At 59.2% G+C, this 13,232-nt stretch carries 13 protein-coding genes; 8 read left to right on the top strand and 5 right to left on the bottom strand.

Annotated elements, in window-relative coordinates:
• Window positions 1-77 precede the first annotated feature (77 nt).
• Window positions 78-1,676 carry a single-stranded-DNA-specific exonuclease RecJ gene (gene recJ / locus WCX18_RS12420; protein ID WP_345988312.1) on the bottom strand — a complete coding sequence of 533 codons (1,599 nt, stop codon included), beginning with the start codon at window positions 1,674-1,676 and terminating at the stop codon, window positions 78-80.
• Window positions 1,660-3,288 carry a CTP synthase gene (locus WCX18_RS12425; RefSeq protein WP_345988314.1) on the bottom strand — a complete coding sequence of 543 codons (1,629 nt, stop codon included), beginning with the start codon at window positions 3,286-3,288 and terminating at the stop codon, window positions 1,660-1,662. Before WCX18_RS12425 ends, recJ begins: the two co-directional genes overlap by 17 nt.
• A gap of 103 nt (window positions 3,289-3,391) precedes the next feature.
• Here WCX18_RS12425 and WCX18_RS12430 point away from each other — a divergent pair, with 103 nt between their 5' ends.
• From WCX18_RS12430 to WCX18_RS12440, 3 genes are all read left to right on the top strand, one after another.
• A complete protein-coding gene (locus tag WCX18_RS12430) occupies window positions 3,392-5,002 on the top strand; it encodes a cation:proton antiporter (RefSeq protein WP_345988316.1) in 1,611 nt (536 codons plus the stop codon).
• 250 nt (window positions 5,003-5,252) lie between these two features.
• Complete coding sequence (locus tag WCX18_RS12435; protein ID WP_345988318.1) at window positions 5,253-5,762, top strand: RDD family protein; 510 nt, start codon at window positions 5,253-5,255, stop codon at window positions 5,760-5,762.
• Complete coding sequence (locus WCX18_RS12440) at window positions 5,763-6,851, top strand: MFS transporter (RefSeq protein ID WP_345988320.1); 1,089 nt, start codon at window positions 5,763-5,765, stop codon at window positions 6,849-6,851.
• On the opposite strand, the gene WCX18_RS12445 is transcribed toward WCX18_RS12440, so the two are convergent.
• The 3 genes from WCX18_RS12445 to WCX18_RS12455 are packed head-to-tail and all read right to left on the bottom strand — an operon-like array spanning window position 6,848 to window position 9,272.
• Window positions 6,848-7,600, bottom strand: a complete 753-nt coding sequence (locus WCX18_RS12445) for a DUF481 domain-containing protein (RefSeq protein ID WP_345988322.1) — start codon at window positions 7,598-7,600, stop codon at window positions 6,848-6,850. The genes WCX18_RS12440 and WCX18_RS12445 overlap by 4 nt on opposite strands.
• Window positions 7,601-7,641: 41 nt before the next feature.
• Window positions 7,642-8,433: a DUF481 domain-containing protein gene (locus WCX18_RS12450; protein WP_345988324.1), complete on the bottom strand. Its 792-nt coding sequence runs from the start codon at window positions 8,431-8,433 to the stop codon at window positions 7,642-7,644.
• Window positions 8,430-9,272, bottom strand: coding sequence for a mechanosensitive ion channel domain-containing protein (locus WCX18_RS12455; protein ID WP_345988326.1), 843 nt, complete (start codon window positions 9,270-9,272; stop codon window positions 8,430-8,432). Before WCX18_RS12455 ends, WCX18_RS12450 begins: the two co-directional genes overlap by 4 nt.
• 165 nt (window positions 9,273-9,437) lie before the next feature.
• Here WCX18_RS12455 and WCX18_RS12460 point away from each other — a divergent pair, with 165 nt between their 5' ends.
• The 5 genes from WCX18_RS12460 (at window position 9,438) to WCX18_RS12480 (ending at window position 13,224) form a co-directional block, all read left to right on the top strand.
• Window positions 9,438-10,706, top strand: coding sequence for a 3-isopropylmalate dehydratase large subunit (locus WCX18_RS12460; protein ID WP_345988328.1), 1,269 nt, complete (start codon window positions 9,438-9,440; stop codon window positions 10,704-10,706).
• 8 nt (window positions 10,707-10,714) lie between these two features.
• A complete protein-coding gene (locus WCX18_RS12465) occupies window positions 10,715-11,566 on the top strand; it encodes a hypothetical protein (protein WP_345988331.1) in 852 nt (283 codons plus the stop codon).
• A 32-nt stretch (window positions 11,567-11,598) separates the two neighbouring features.
• Window positions 11,599-12,195 (top strand): molybdenum cofactor guanylyltransferase MobA, encoded by a 597-nt coding sequence (gene mobA, locus WCX18_RS12470; RefSeq protein ID WP_345988333.1) that lies wholly within the window; start codon window positions 11,599-11,601, stop codon window positions 12,193-12,195.
• A gap of 308 nt (window positions 12,196-12,503) precedes the next feature.
• Window positions 12,504-12,977 (top strand): cyclic pyranopterin monophosphate synthase MoaC, encoded by a 474-nt coding sequence (moaC, locus tag WCX18_RS12475; RefSeq protein ID WP_345988335.1) that lies wholly within the window; start codon window positions 12,504-12,506, stop codon window positions 12,975-12,977.
• Window positions 12,955-13,224, top strand: a complete 270-nt coding sequence (locus WCX18_RS12480) for a DUF493 domain-containing protein (RefSeq protein ID WP_345988337.1) — start codon at window positions 12,955-12,957, stop codon at window positions 13,222-13,224. Before moaC ends, WCX18_RS12480 begins: the two co-directional genes overlap by 23 nt.
• Window positions 13,225-13,232: the final 8 nt, after the last annotated feature.

The raw sequence follows: 13,232 nt of genomic DNA on the forward strand, positions 1-13,232 counted from the left end.
ACGGGCTGCGCACTGCACTCCTGTAAAAATCTTCTGAAAAACGTGTAAGAAAAAAATGCCGCTAAAACGGCCGATGCCTAGCCGTAGAGGCGTTCGAGCATCATCTGGATGGAAACCCGGCCGCCCCATTCGTTGCGGGCCAGGGTATAGCTGCAGGTGAGGCGTCCGCTCTCGGGGCGCTCCAGCTTCCGCCGGAAGGCCATGAGGTCAAAGGTCTGGCGTTCATGCCTGTAAAGCCGCAGGCTGACCTTGGAGTGGTCCCCGTCGCTGCCGAGGTAACGGATCCCGACCACTTCGGCGTCCCGCGCCAGGAAGCGCGGGCGGGGATTGCCCTCGCCGTAGGGCTCGTAGCGCTCCAGGATCTCCAGCAGTTCGAAATCCACGCTGCCCGTATCGAGCTGCCCGACGATCTCTTCGACCGGCAGGAAATCGTCCGGATCGAGTGCAGCCGCTTCCGCGTTGACCCCTTCGCGGAAGGCGTCAACATCCTCGGCGCGCAGGGAGAGCCCCGCCGCCATCTTGTGGCCGCCGAACTTCTCGAGCAGTGTCTCCTGGGTGGCGATCAGGTCGTAGATACTGACATTGCCGAGCGAACGCGCACTCCCCTTGGCCCGCCCCTCCTCGATGCTCAGCACGATGGCCGGCCGCTCGAACCGCTGGACCAGCCGTGCGGCGACGATGCCCACGACCCCTTCGTGCCACCCCTCGTGGGCGACGACAATCACCCGGTCGTCCGGCCTGACCAGGGCAATGGCCTCCTCCGTCGCTTCCGCCTCGATGGCCTTGCGCATCGCGTTGAGCTGTGTCAGAAGCTCGTACTGCCTGAAGGCCGTCTTTTCATCCGGCGCGATCAGCAGCTCCAGGGCCAAAGAGGCATCTTCCAGGCGGCCGGCGGCATTGATGCGCGGCGCGACCTGGAAGCCGATATCTTCCGCCCCCAGCTTCGTTTTCCCCAGCGCCTCGCGGACGATGACGGATACCGGGCGGGAAGAGTGTTCCATCTGCGCAAGCCCCGCCTGCACGATCGCACGGTTGATCCCCACGAGTGGCATGACGTCGGCGATGACCGCCAGGGCAAGAAGCTCGAGGAACTGCCCCATATCGATAGTGAGCCCCAGCTCCTTCTTGATCAGCGCCATCAGCAGCCACGCCACCTGTGCCCCGCAGATCTCCGGGAAGGCGTAGTGGTCATCTTCGCGCTTGGGGTCCACGACGGCGTAGGCGTCGGGCAGCGTATCAGAAGGGGTATGGTGGTCGGTGATGATCAGGTCGATACCGCGCGCTTTGCACACCTCGGCCGCGGCGAAAGCGTTGATGCCGTTGTCGACGGTAAAAACGACGTCGGCATCGATACGTTCAAGCACGCGCTCGGAAACGCCGTAGCCGTCCGTAAAACGGTTGGGGATCGTCACGTCGAGCGGGTAGGGAATCTGCCGGAAAAAGAGGGTCGTGATCGCCGTCGCGGTCACCCCGTCGACATCGTAATCCCCCACGAGGGCGATGCGTTCGCCGCCTCTGATGGCATCGGCGATCCGTTTGGCGGCCTTCGCGGCATCGGTCAGACCGGCGGGGTCCGGGATATCGGAGAGTTTGGAAAAGCCCGAGCCGAAGCGCGAACGCAGCAGAGCGTCAAGCGAGCGCTTGTCCAGCAGCGGGGCGTCAGGCGCCTTTGGCATGGGCCAGTGCCGCCTTGACGAAGGCGAGGATGGAAGGGTTCGGCGTCTGCAGGCGCGACGTGAATTCCGGGTGGAACTGGACACCGAGGAACCACGGGTGTGCCGGGATCTCGACGGCTTCGATCAGGCCGTTGGATTCACCGGTCACAATCATGCCGGCATCTTCAAGCGCTTTGCGGTAGGTTGGGTTCGCCTCATAGCGGTGGCGGTGGCGTTCGAAGATCGTCTTTTCACCGCGGTAGGCTTCGCGCAGCAAAGAGCCCTCTTTCGTGTCACAGGGGTATTCGCCCAGGCGCAGGGTCCCGCCCATCGGGGACTTGTGGGTGCGCAGTTCGGTCTCGCCGCTCTGGTTGATGAAATTGTCGATCAGGTAGATCATCGGGTACGGCGTCTCTTCGTCGAACTCGACGGAGTTGGCACCCTCGTAACCCAGCACGTTGCGGGCGTATTCGACAAGAGTGAGCTGCATCCCGAGGCAGATCCCGAGATAGGGGACCTTGTTCGTACGGGCATAGGTGATCGCCTGGATTTTTCCTTCCACCCCGCGCGAACCGAAACCGCCGGCGACGAGGACCGCGTCGCAATCCTGCAGCAGTGCCTCCGCGCCGCGTTCCTCGATCTCCTCGCTGTCGACCCAGCAGAAGTCGACTTTCGTATCCAGGTGGGCACCCGAATGGATCAGCGCCTCGATCAGGGACTTGTAGGACTCCTTGAGCTCCAGGTACTTGCCGACGAAACCGATGCTGATGCGCTCCTGCGGGGAGACAATCTTCTTCACCAGCGCATCCCACTGCTCCATATCCGGGTTCAGGTCGCCCAGCTCGAGCGCCTTGGCGATCGGAGGCAGGATGTTCTGGTGCATGAAGCTGATGGGCACCGCGTAGATGCTCGGCGCGTCCAGGGCTTCGATCACGCTGTCCTGGGGAACGTCACAGGAGAACGCGAGCTTTTTCTTGAAGGTCTTCGGCAGGGCGTGCTCGCTGCGCGCGATGATCATCTGCGGCGTGATACCGATACGGCGCAGTTCCTGGACCGAGTGCTGCGTCGGCTTGCTTTTGTGCTCGCCGGCCGCTTTGATGTAGGGGATCAGGGTGACATGGATGAAGAAGGTCCCGGAGACCTCCTCGTCGTGTTTCATCTGGCGCACGGCTTCCATGAACGGCTGCCCCTCGATGTCACCGACGGTCCCGCCGAGCTCGACAACGAGGATATCATGCCCTTCGCCCGCCATTTTGATACGGTCGACGATCTCGCCGACGATGTGCGGGATCACCTGGATGGTCTGTCCCAGGTAGCCCCCGGCGCGCTCGCGCTCGATGACCGAGCTGTAGACCTGGCCGGTCGTAAAGTTGCTGGTCTTCAGGAACGCCGTATCGAGAAAACGTTCGTAGTTCCCGATATCGAGGTCGGTTTCCGCACCGTCTTTGGTCACGAAGACCTCGCCGTGTTCCAGGGGGCTCATCGTCCCCGGGTCGACGTTGATATAGGGGTCGATCTTGAGCATCCCGACCTTTTTGCCGGCATGCTTCAGCAGCGCACCGATGGAAGCGGCCGTGATCCCTTTTCCGAGGGAACTCAGTACCCCGCCCGTTACAAAGATATATTTCGTCATCGCAGACCCCGTTTGAAGCTTTATTTTTTCGCAATTATATCGGGCGGCGGCTTATCGCTGTATGAGAAAGACCTGCTATACTTACCGGAAAAAAGAAACGTCAATGGACCAGCCCCTGATCTACGCCGTTACGGCCCTCGCCATCTCCGTCATCCTCAACATCCTTCTCAAGAAGATCGGCGTCTCCCAGGTGATCGGCTACATCCTGACGGGCACGATCATCGTCTACGCTTTCGACCTGCGCCACTTCAGCGATTCGCATACCCTGGAGCAGATGGCGGAATTCGGGATCGTCTTCTTGATGTTCACGATCGGACTGGAGCTCTCCCTGCCGCGGCTGGGGGCGCTGAAACAGATCGTCTTCGTCAACGGCCTGCTGCAGGTCCTGGTCACGGCGGTGACGGTTTTTGCTTTTTCCTACGGCCTCTTCGGCATCGGCCTCACCTCCTCCATCATCATCGCGAGCGCCTTTGCGCTCTCCTCCACCGCCGTCGTGCTCAGCTACCTCAAAAGCTCCAAGGAGATCCACCTCCCCTACGGGCAGCGCGCCATGGGGATCCTGATCTTCCAGGACATCGCCGTCATCCCGATCCTGCTGCTCATCGGCTTCCTCGCCAGCGAGGGGGGAGACTGGCAGAGCACCCTGCTGCACACCGCGGAGAGTGCCGTCCTGATCCTGCTCATTCTCTTCACCGTCGGCCGGCCGCTGATGACCTGGCTGCTGCATTTCGCCGCCGACAGCGGGATCGAGGAGCTCTTCCTCGGCTCGGTCCTCGTCATCGCCGTCGGGGCCTCCCTGCTGGCCGATGCCATGGGGTTCACCTACTCTCTGGGCGCCTTCCTCGCCGGGGTCATCATCGCCGAAACCAGGTACCATCACAAGGTCGAGGCGGATATCGCCTCCTTCAAAGACCTCCTGCTGGGCGTCTTCTTCGTCACCGTCGGCATGAAAATAGACCTCGCTTTTTTCGCCGGTCACCTCGTCAATATCCTCGGCATCCTCGCGGCCGTCATGCTGCTCAAAAGCCTGATCATCTTTGCATTGATCCGCCTGAGCAGCCCGACGCCCGTCGCCCTGAAGACGGCACTGTCGCTCTCCCAGCTCGGCGAATTCTCCTTCGCCATCTTCGCCCTCGCCGCCTCGGACGGGCTGCTCGACCCGGCGCTGGAGCAGTACCTAATCATGATGGTCGTCGTCTCCCTCGTCCTGACCCCCTTTTACCTGCCGAAGGTCCACCCCTTCGTGCTCAAGCGGTTCCAGCAGAAGGGGCTCCACGACAACCTTGCCCCCATCGCGGAGCACCGTGACCACATCATCGTCTGCGGTTTCAGTACCGTCGGGAAGTTCGTCGCAGCCGAGCTCAAGGCGCTGGGGATGGACTATGTCATTATCGACAACTCCCTCAAACACGTCAAAGAGGGGCTTGCCTGCAATGAGGCCATCTACCTCGGCGACCTCTCCAAGCCGGCCATTGCGGAAGCGCTGCATACGGAGAACGCCTCCGCCGTCATCGTGACGCTCGACAACCCCGAAAAGAAAAGCCTGATCTGCGAAACGGTCCTCGCCATCAATCCGCAGGCCAACCTTGTCGTGAAAATCGTGACGCTCGAAGAGAAAAAAGGGCTTGAAGCGCTGCATGTCGGCCATATCGTCGACGGGAAGCATGAAGTTGCAAAGGTCCTGGTTTCCCAGGCTATGCAATGTGAAATGTAAAGTGTGGCTTAAAAACATCCCGGTAAAAGGAGGGGGGGGAAACCGGGATGCGCTTCATAGGTATATAAGGAGTGTATAAATGAAACTCAATGACTGCTACTGTTGTCGTTGAGACAGGCGAATTATAGGGAAACAGAGGTAAACTGGCCGTAAACATGCAACTATAATACAAATCTTTTATATTATGTTTAAGTATAACAAATAGTTTTATTTCCCCTCTGCCCGCCGCCCCTTTCGCTATAATGGCGCCATGCGATGGCGAGAGATCAAACACACCAAACCGAAACCGAAACCAAAAAGCGGCCCGACAGTGACCTATGCCGACTTCCGTACTCGGGCACTGGCCTTTGTCACGGACATCTTCATGATCGGCATTCCCATCACCCTGCTCATCATGATCGTCTTCGGGCATGACCAGATGATGAACAGCGCCGGCGGAATGGACGTACTGATGAACCCGGCCGAGGCGCAGAAACACGCCCCCAACCCCTACGCATCTTTAACGCAGATGCTGCTCTATGCCGTCACCTTCGTCCTCTTCTGGCACAAAAGCGGGCAGACGCCCGGCAAAAAGATGATGCACATCCGGGTCGTCGACGCAGCCACCTTCCGAACGGCCTCCTGGGGGCGGCTGGTCCTGCGCTTCGTCGGCTATTTTCTGTCCTTTATCACCCTGGTCGGTTTCTTTACCGGCCTGTTCCGCCGCGACGGCAGGGCCCTGCACGACCTGATCAGCGGCACCGCCGTCATCAACGCCTGAATGCCCCTGCTCGTCTCCTTCTTTTACTTTTTCTACTTCGCGATCATCGGCGTCTACGTCATCTTTATGCCCAAGGTGCTCGAGATGGTCGGCTACACCCCCTCCGAGATCGGCATCATCTTCGCCAGTGCGCCGCTGGTACGTTTCGCCGTCCCCTTCGCCTTTATGCGCGGCCTCCGGCTCGACCGGACGGTCTTCAACGGCGCCCTGGTGCTGATGCTCGGCGCCGCCGCCGCGTTTTTCCCCGCCCTGCCCCACTTCTGGGCGCTGCTGGCCGCCAACATCACCCTCGGAATAGGGCTCAGCCTGATCCTCCCCTATATCGAAGTGATCGTCCTGGAGCTGATCGGCAAAGAGCGCTACGGGAAGGTGAGGCTGTTTGGTTCGGTCGGCTTCATCCTTGTCGCCCTGGCACTGGTCAAGGTACTGGACGCGCCGCAGACGGCGCTCTTTTTCCTGATGGGCACCACGCTGCTGACAGCCCTTTTCGGCTACCTCATCGCCGGGCATGATGCCAAAAAACAGACCGAAGCGCCTGCGGTAGCCGACAGCGGCGGCTTTACACTGCTGACGCACCCCGGGCTCTGGCTGGGTTTTTTACTGATGCAGATCAGCTTCGGCCCCTTCTACAACTTCTTCACCATCTACGAGACCGCCCACGGCGTCAGCCTCGACATGACCATCTACCTCTGGAGTTTCGGCGTCATCGCCGAGATCGTCCTCTTCTATTTCCAAGGACCCCTGCTGCGCCGCAATCTGCATGCACTGCTGGAGTTCGCCGCGGGCGTGACCGTACTGCGCTGGCTGATCGTCTGGCAGTTCCCCGAGAACCTGCCGCTGCTGTTCGTGGCGCAGAGCATGCACGCCATCAGTTTCGCCCTCTTTCACACGGCGGCCATCAGCTACCTCTACACCCTCTTTACGCAGAAAAAGCTGGCGCAGCAGTTCTTCTTCGGGATCAGCTACGGGCTGGGGGGATTTATCGGGGCCGTCGGTTCGGGGTACATCTATGAGTTTCTGCCCGGGGCGCTCTTTCTCACCGCGGCGGCCGCATCGGCGCTCGCCGTCGTCGCGTTGCGGCGCGGCTAGAATTTGAAGGTGAACAGGGTCCGCTGGGAGAAATCATCCTGCTTGATGCCGACAGCAGGCTTTGAATCGTGGGCGTACTCCACCGAGAAACCGAGGTAGAGCTGCCGGTAGATCTGCAGTTCGATCCGCGCCGAAGCCGTCGCATAGTAATCATTGACATCATCGCATTTTGGCTGGTAATACCCGACGGCCGTGAACAGCCCCTCACTTGAGAGCGGAAGACTGTAGGCCAGGTAGCTGTTAAAACGGAGGTTGCGCTCCAGCGGGTCGACGGCGGTCGAATAGCCGATATATTCGGCGTAGGCCCCTGCACCGATGAAGAGCCCGCCCCACTGGCCGCGCTTCTTGTTCAGCACTTTCCAGCGCATCCCCCCGCCGGCGAGGGCCCGGTCCTTGATGGACTTGAACTCGTCCTGCTCCATCTGCGCAAACCCTTCCGCCGCCACGTCGGAGCCCATCACGTTTTCGATATAACGGAGGTGCGCAAAGAGGTTGTTCGTGTTCCGTACCCCGCCCGCTTCGCCGTATTCGCCGCGCAGGACACCCCAGACGACGTAGCTCGCATTGCTGTCATACTGCAGCTGGAGGCTCCCGGCGTAGTTGTCTTTCTCCGTGTTGCCGCGTCTGGTCTCAAAGGCGCCGGTCAGTTCACCCGAAAGACCCGGCTTCTCGCCGACCTCGCGGGGTTTGATCGCCACGATGGCAAAGAGCTGAATGGAAATGAGCAGGAGAAAAAGCGTACGTAACAAAAAGAGGCTCCGTCTGAAAAATCAGACGGCATTATAGTGGACTAGTAGTCGATAATCAATGAAGTCATGAAGGTCGTATCCGTGCGTTCGTTCCCTGCCGGAGGGAGGTTCGTGTAATCGACCTTGTAGCTGATCCCCATCGAAAAGGTGCTGTTGATCTTGCTCTCGAGCGCCGTTTTCGAGGCGACGAAATAGTTCTGGTCATTGTCAAAACCGCTGCGGTAGCTCGCCTCTTCGATGAACTTGAACCCCTCGACGATGATCCAGCTGAACGCCCCTTTGAGCATATAACCCCAGTAGTCGTTATAGGTGCCGTCGACTTTGGTCAGGCCGGCCGTACCGTTCGGGTAGGGGTAAGGGACCTCCGTCCCGTTGATGTCGTAATACTTGTTCATCCCCTGGTCGATGCTGTAGAGCACGTTCCCCTGGAACTCCAGAGCGTAGGGCTTTTCATCCAAAACAATCACCTTCGCACCGGGACCGGTGTAGAACTGATAGGCGAAACCGGAGAACTTGTCATCCTTATAGCCGGCCACGTAGTTCAAGGCAAGATGCCTGGCGAACTGCCAGTCGTAGTTGAGCTCGCCGAAAAGCCTGTTCTTGTTCTCCTGGCTGTTCTCCGTGCCGTAAAGCGCATCCGCGTGGAGCTTCAGGCTGTGCGCCCCCCAGCTCTTTTTCCCGTTGAAATCAAGCGAGAAGGCGGTCGTATCGGTATTCCCCTGGGTCTGGACGTAACTGAGCTCCGTGTGGGTGACAAGAGGGTTCGGTTTCGGCGCCGTCTCGGCGGCGAAAAGGGCCGAAACGGCCAGGATCGGGGTCAGAAAACGTTTCATGCCTTGGGCTCCTCGTTTTCGGTGGAATCGAGATGGATGTCCATCTGCGGATAGGGGATGGTGATGCCGTTGGCGTCCAGCGCGAGCTTAACCTCCTCGATGATGCCGAAGTAGGCATCCCAGTACTCCTCGGATTTGACCCAGGCGCGGACGGTAAAGTTGACGCTGCTGTCGCCGAGTTCACTCACCGCGACCAAGGGTGCAGGCTCGTCGAGCGTGCGGGGATTATCACGGATCACGCCGTACAGCACCTCTTTGGCTCTTTTGAGATCGTCCCCGTAACCGATGCCGACGACATGGTCGACACGGCGCACCGGCTTGTTGGAAAAGTTGACGATGTTCCCGGCCGTGATTGCGGCATTCGGAACGATGATGGTGCGGTTGTCGACCGGGCTGATGGTCGTCGTAAAGAGGCTGATGCTCTCCACCGTCCCCGTTGCGCCGCCGGCCTCGACAAAGTCGCCGACCTTGAAGGGGCGGAAGATCAGGATAATGACGGCAGCGCCGACATTGGCCAGGGTGTCTTTCAATGCCAGGCCGACCGCGAGGCCGGCGGCACCGAGGATCGCCATGAACGAGGTCGTCTCGATCCCCAGCTGTCCGAGCGCCGCCATGATGACGACGACCAGCAGGACAAAATAGACGCTGCTCGACACAAACTTCGTCAGCGTCTCGTCGACACCGTATTTCGACATCGCCTTGTTTGTCACGTTGCCCAGCGCCTTCGCCACCCTTTTCCCGATCAGGAAGATAAGCAGGGCACCCAGGAGCTGCAGCGCGTAGCCGAGGGCCAGGTCAAGATAGGGACCGTACGTTTCCGGATCCAGATAAGCTTCCATTTGGAGCCTCCCGTTATAGAGTTTAGCCAGTATACCACAGCAAACAACAGCGTAAACGCTCCGCTGCCTAAAAAATGGCGTCAGGGGCCGGGGAGCGAAAAATGGTATAATCGCGGCACTATTTTTGCGCGGAAACTCTATCTCCGCCGGACAAGGCAAACAATTATGGGTCAGACTATCACCGAAAAAATCTTCTCCGAGCACGCCGGCAAAACCGTCTATGCGGGCGAGATCGTTCGGGTGCCGATCGATATGGTCATCGGTAACGACATTACGACGCCGATCTCCATCAAGGCATTCGAGGACGCGGGCGCGACCGAACTGGCGAACCCGGACGGTTTCTCCATCGTCCTGGACCACTTCATCCCCGCAAAGGATATCGCTTCGGCCAACCAGGCACGCATCAGCCGCGACTTCGCCAAGAAGCACAAGATGAAGCACTTCTTCGACGAGAAGGATATGGGCATCGAGCACGCGCTGCTGCCGGAAAAGGGCCTCGTCGTCCCGGGTGACGTCATCATCGGCGCCGACAGCCACACCTGTACCCACGGCGCACTGGGTGCCTTCTCCACGGGGATGGGCTCCACTGACCTCGCCTTTGCCATGGTCACCGGCGGCAACTGGTTCAAAGTCCCCGAGAGCATCAAAGTCGTGCTCTCCGGAAAACCGGGTCCCTTCACGACCGGCAAGGACATCATCCTCGAAGTGATCCGCATGATCGGGGTCGACGGCGCACTTTACCGCACCCTCGAGTTCACGGGCGACACCATCGCTCACCTCAGCATGGACGACCGTTTCAGCATGTGTAACATGGCGATCGAGGCAGGCGCAAAAAGCGGGATCGTCGCCGTCGACGAGATCACCGAAGCCTTCCTGGCCGACAAAACGCTGGCACGCCCGGCGAAGATCCACTACTCCGATCCGGATGCAACGTACGTCCAGGTCCTCGAGATCGACGTGGACAAACTCGAACCGGTTATCGCCTATCCCTTCCTGCCGTCCAACGGCCACAGCCTGAGCCAGGCCGTCAGCGACCATATCAAGGTCGACCAGGCCTTTATCGGCAGCTGTACCAACGGCCGCCTCAGTGACCTGCGTATCGCCGCGAAGATCCTGGAAGGCAAGAAAGTACACGAGGACGTCCGCCTCATCGTCACGCCGGGAACGCAGCGCATCCTGCGCGAAGCGACGAAACTGGGCTACATCGACACCATCGTCGATGCCGGCGGCGTCGTCTCCAACCCGACCTGCGGCGCCTGCCTTGGCGGATACATGGGGATCCTCGGTGACAATGAAGTCGCCATCTCCACCACGAACCGCAACTTCGTCGGCCGGATGGGTTCACGCTCTTCCAAGGTCTACCTGGCCAACTCCGCCGTCGCCGCCGCCTCGGCCATCACCGGCTACATCACCGACCCGGCAACGATCGACTAGGTCACGCCATGTCCTGGAAGGCGATCACGCTCGGCACGGTTCTCGTCATCGCGGTCGCCTGGAACACGGCGGTCTATTTCGCCGACCGCCAGCTTGAAACAAAGCAGTACGACGGTGTCTACGACAGCTGCCACAAGGTCTGGTCTTCCCGCGGGCTCTACGACACCAAAGAAGAGCGCAACTCCCTGACGGCCTTCCGCCGCGCTTTTGACGCCGGTGCGCATGGCGTCGAAGTCGACTTCAGTTACGACACGGCCACCGACCGCTTCATCATCGGGCACGGCCACCCCCGTAAAGGCCCGGACGGCAAGCCCATCTACACGGAAAAAGAGGGGGGCCTCTTCACCCTCGAGCTCCTCTTCCGGGAACTGGGTGAAGGGCACGCCTTCTGGCTGGATTACAAGAACCTCGATCATCTGAGCGTCGAAGAGACGCAAAAAGCGATCCGGCGGCTCGAGACCATCGCCGTCAACGGCAGCGTGCACGACCGTCTCTACATCGAAGGCTCCAACCCCCTGCGCCTCTCCCTCTATACCGACGCCGGTTTCAAAACGCTCCTCGGTACCTTCCCGCTGCCTGATAGCAATCCGTTCGCTTCCATTGTCGTCAGTGCCTACAAACTGCTCTTCGCTTCGTTCAATATTACGGGCATCGCGATGAACTACGGCAGCGTTGACAAGCCGATCTACGGGGAGAATACCCAAAAACAGCTCGGGAATCTCCCGGTGTTCGTCTTTCACATTCCCGATGATCCGTCGCTGCTGCAGCAGCTGGTACATAACAGCCATGTCCGCGTCATGCTCGTCGGCCGCGACATCAGCATCGACCGCTTCGCCGTCACTGCCTGCGGCCGGAATTGACTGGCTGCCCGGTTCACCAAAGGAGCGCCGCCATGCCTGAAAACACCTTCCCGCTTCCCTGCGTCATCTTTGCCGGCGGGAAAAGCTCGCGCATGGGCCGCAACAAAGCCCTGCTCCCCTTTGACGGTTTTGCCACCCTCGCCGAGTACCAGTACGCCCGTCTCTTTCCCCTCTTCGACGCCACCTTCATCTCCGTCAAAACAACCGAGGGCTATCCGGAAAGGCTCCCCTATCTCCCCGACGATCCGTCGATAACGGATTCCGCACCGACCGCAGGCTTTATCACCGCGTTCCGGAGTCTGGGGGCGGAACGCATCTTTGCACTCAGCGTCGACACCCCCTTCGTCGATGCCGCCGTCATCCGTGCGTTGCTTTCCCATGACAGCGATGAACTTGATGCCGTGATCGCCAGAACAGAGGGGGGCACGCACCCGCTCTGCGGCATCTACCACCGCAGCCTGCTGGCACGCTTCGAAACGATGGCCGCGACCGGTGATCATAAACTGGGCAGGATGCTCTCGGAGCGCCGGGTCCGCTATGTCGATTTTGACGAGGAGCAGCTTTTCAGCAATCTCAACCATCTGCACGAATACGAAGCGGCATTGAAAAGAGTGGACAAAACAACGTAGATTACGGAAGAAAAGGCGCCGCCGGAAGGCGGCAGGAGAGGAGAAACGTTTTTTAATGATACATCAATCATGGGGCTTACCTATAGTAGGCGGCTATAGTGCCCAAAGATGCGTGTTTGGCTTTGAAAACTTCGTAGGCAAAAGGTCTGGTCCCTGTTGCACTCTCAAATCATAGAACAAATTATCCACAATTAATCCAGCATGATGATTAATTATTAAACAATCACCTGCCCATACTCTACTTTTCGCCATCAAGTTCCTTCTAATCGGCTTTACTATAAGATAGCGTTAAAAACGGGATACAATATATGCAGCTGACCCATCTGGATGAAAAAGACCGGCCGAAGATGGTCGACGTTTCCGCCAAAGCCCCAACGGAACGCGTGGCGGTCGCCAGCGGTAAAATCACGATGAGCCCGGATGCCTACAGCGCCATCGTCGAGGAGCGGACCAAAAAGGGACCGGTGCTTCAGACGGCCGTGATCGCCGCGATCATGGGGACCAAGAAGACCTCGGACCTCATCCCGATGTGCCACCCCCTCAACCTCAGCGGCATCAACTGCGACGTGGAAGAGCTGCCGGAGCTGCCGGGCTTCAGGCTCAGCGTCACAGCCAAGCTGACCGGGCAGACCGGGGTGGAGATGGAGGCGCTGACCGGGGTCAGCATCGGTTTGCTGACCATCTACGATATGGTCAAAGCCATCGACAAAGGGATGGTAATCTCTGACGTACAACTCGAAACGAAACGAGGAGGCAAAAGTGGTGAATATCAACGATCTTGATCAAAAACTTGAACTGGAATACCCCTGTAATTGGTGTTACAAAGTCGTCGGCGAAGAGCGCGAAAAGCTGGAAAACGCCATCCGGGAAGTCATTCAGGAGCGCGAACACAAACTCGCCCACTCCAATACAAGCCGTACCGGGAAATATATCAGCCTGGATCTCGAACTGCTTGTGCACAACGAAGATGACCGTCAGTTCATCTTCGATGCGCTCAAAGCGCACCAACACGTCAAAATCGTTTTATAGGAGCCTTT

It is taken from the genome of Sulfurimonas sp. HSL1-2, from assembly GCF_039645565.1.
Lineage (GTDB): Bacteria > Campylobacterota > Campylobacteria > Campylobacterales > Sulfurimonadaceae > Thiomicrolovo > Thiomicrolovo zhangzhouensis.

What these genes read in the sequence shown, in the direction of transcription:
- recJ (WP_345988312.1), bottom strand. Translation starts at nt 1,676, where the DNA reads ATGCCAAAGGCGCCTGACGCCCCGCTGCTGGACAAGCGCTCGCTTGAC.
- WCX18_RS12425 (WP_345988314.1), bottom strand. Translation starts at nt 3,288, where the DNA reads ATGACGAAATATATCTTTGTAACGGGCGGGGTACTGAGTTCCCTCGGA.
- WCX18_RS12430 (WP_345988316.1), top strand. Translation starts at nt 3,392, where the DNA reads ATGGACCAGCCCCTGATCTACGCCGTTACGGCCCTCGCCATCTCCGTC.
- WCX18_RS12435 (WP_345988318.1), top strand. Translation starts at nt 5,253, where the DNA reads ATGCGATGGCGAGAGATCAAACACACCAAACCGAAACCGAAACCAAAA.
- WCX18_RS12440 (WP_345988320.1), top strand. Translation starts at nt 5,763, where the DNA reads ATGCCCCTGCTCGTCTCCTTCTTTTACTTTTTCTACTTCGCGATCATC.
- WCX18_RS12450 (WP_345988324.1), bottom strand. Translation starts at nt 8,433, where the DNA reads ATGAAACGTTTTCTGACCCCGATCCTGGCCGTTTCGGCCCTTTTCGCC.
- WCX18_RS12455 (WP_345988326.1), bottom strand. Translation starts at nt 9,272, where the DNA reads ATGGAAGCTTATCTGGATCCGGAAACGTACGGTCCCTATCTTGACCTG.
- WCX18_RS12460 (WP_345988328.1), top strand. Translation starts at nt 9,438, where the DNA reads ATGGGTCAGACTATCACCGAAAAAATCTTCTCCGAGCACGCCGGCAAA.
- WCX18_RS12465 (WP_345988331.1), top strand. Translation starts at nt 10,715, where the DNA reads ATGTCCTGGAAGGCGATCACGCTCGGCACGGTTCTCGTCATCGCGGTC.
- mobA (WP_345988333.1), top strand. Translation starts at nt 11,599, where the DNA reads ATGCCTGAAAACACCTTCCCGCTTCCCTGCGTCATCTTTGCCGGCGGG.
- moaC (WP_345988335.1), top strand. Translation starts at nt 12,504, where the DNA reads ATGCAGCTGACCCATCTGGATGAAAAAGACCGGCCGAAGATGGTCGAC.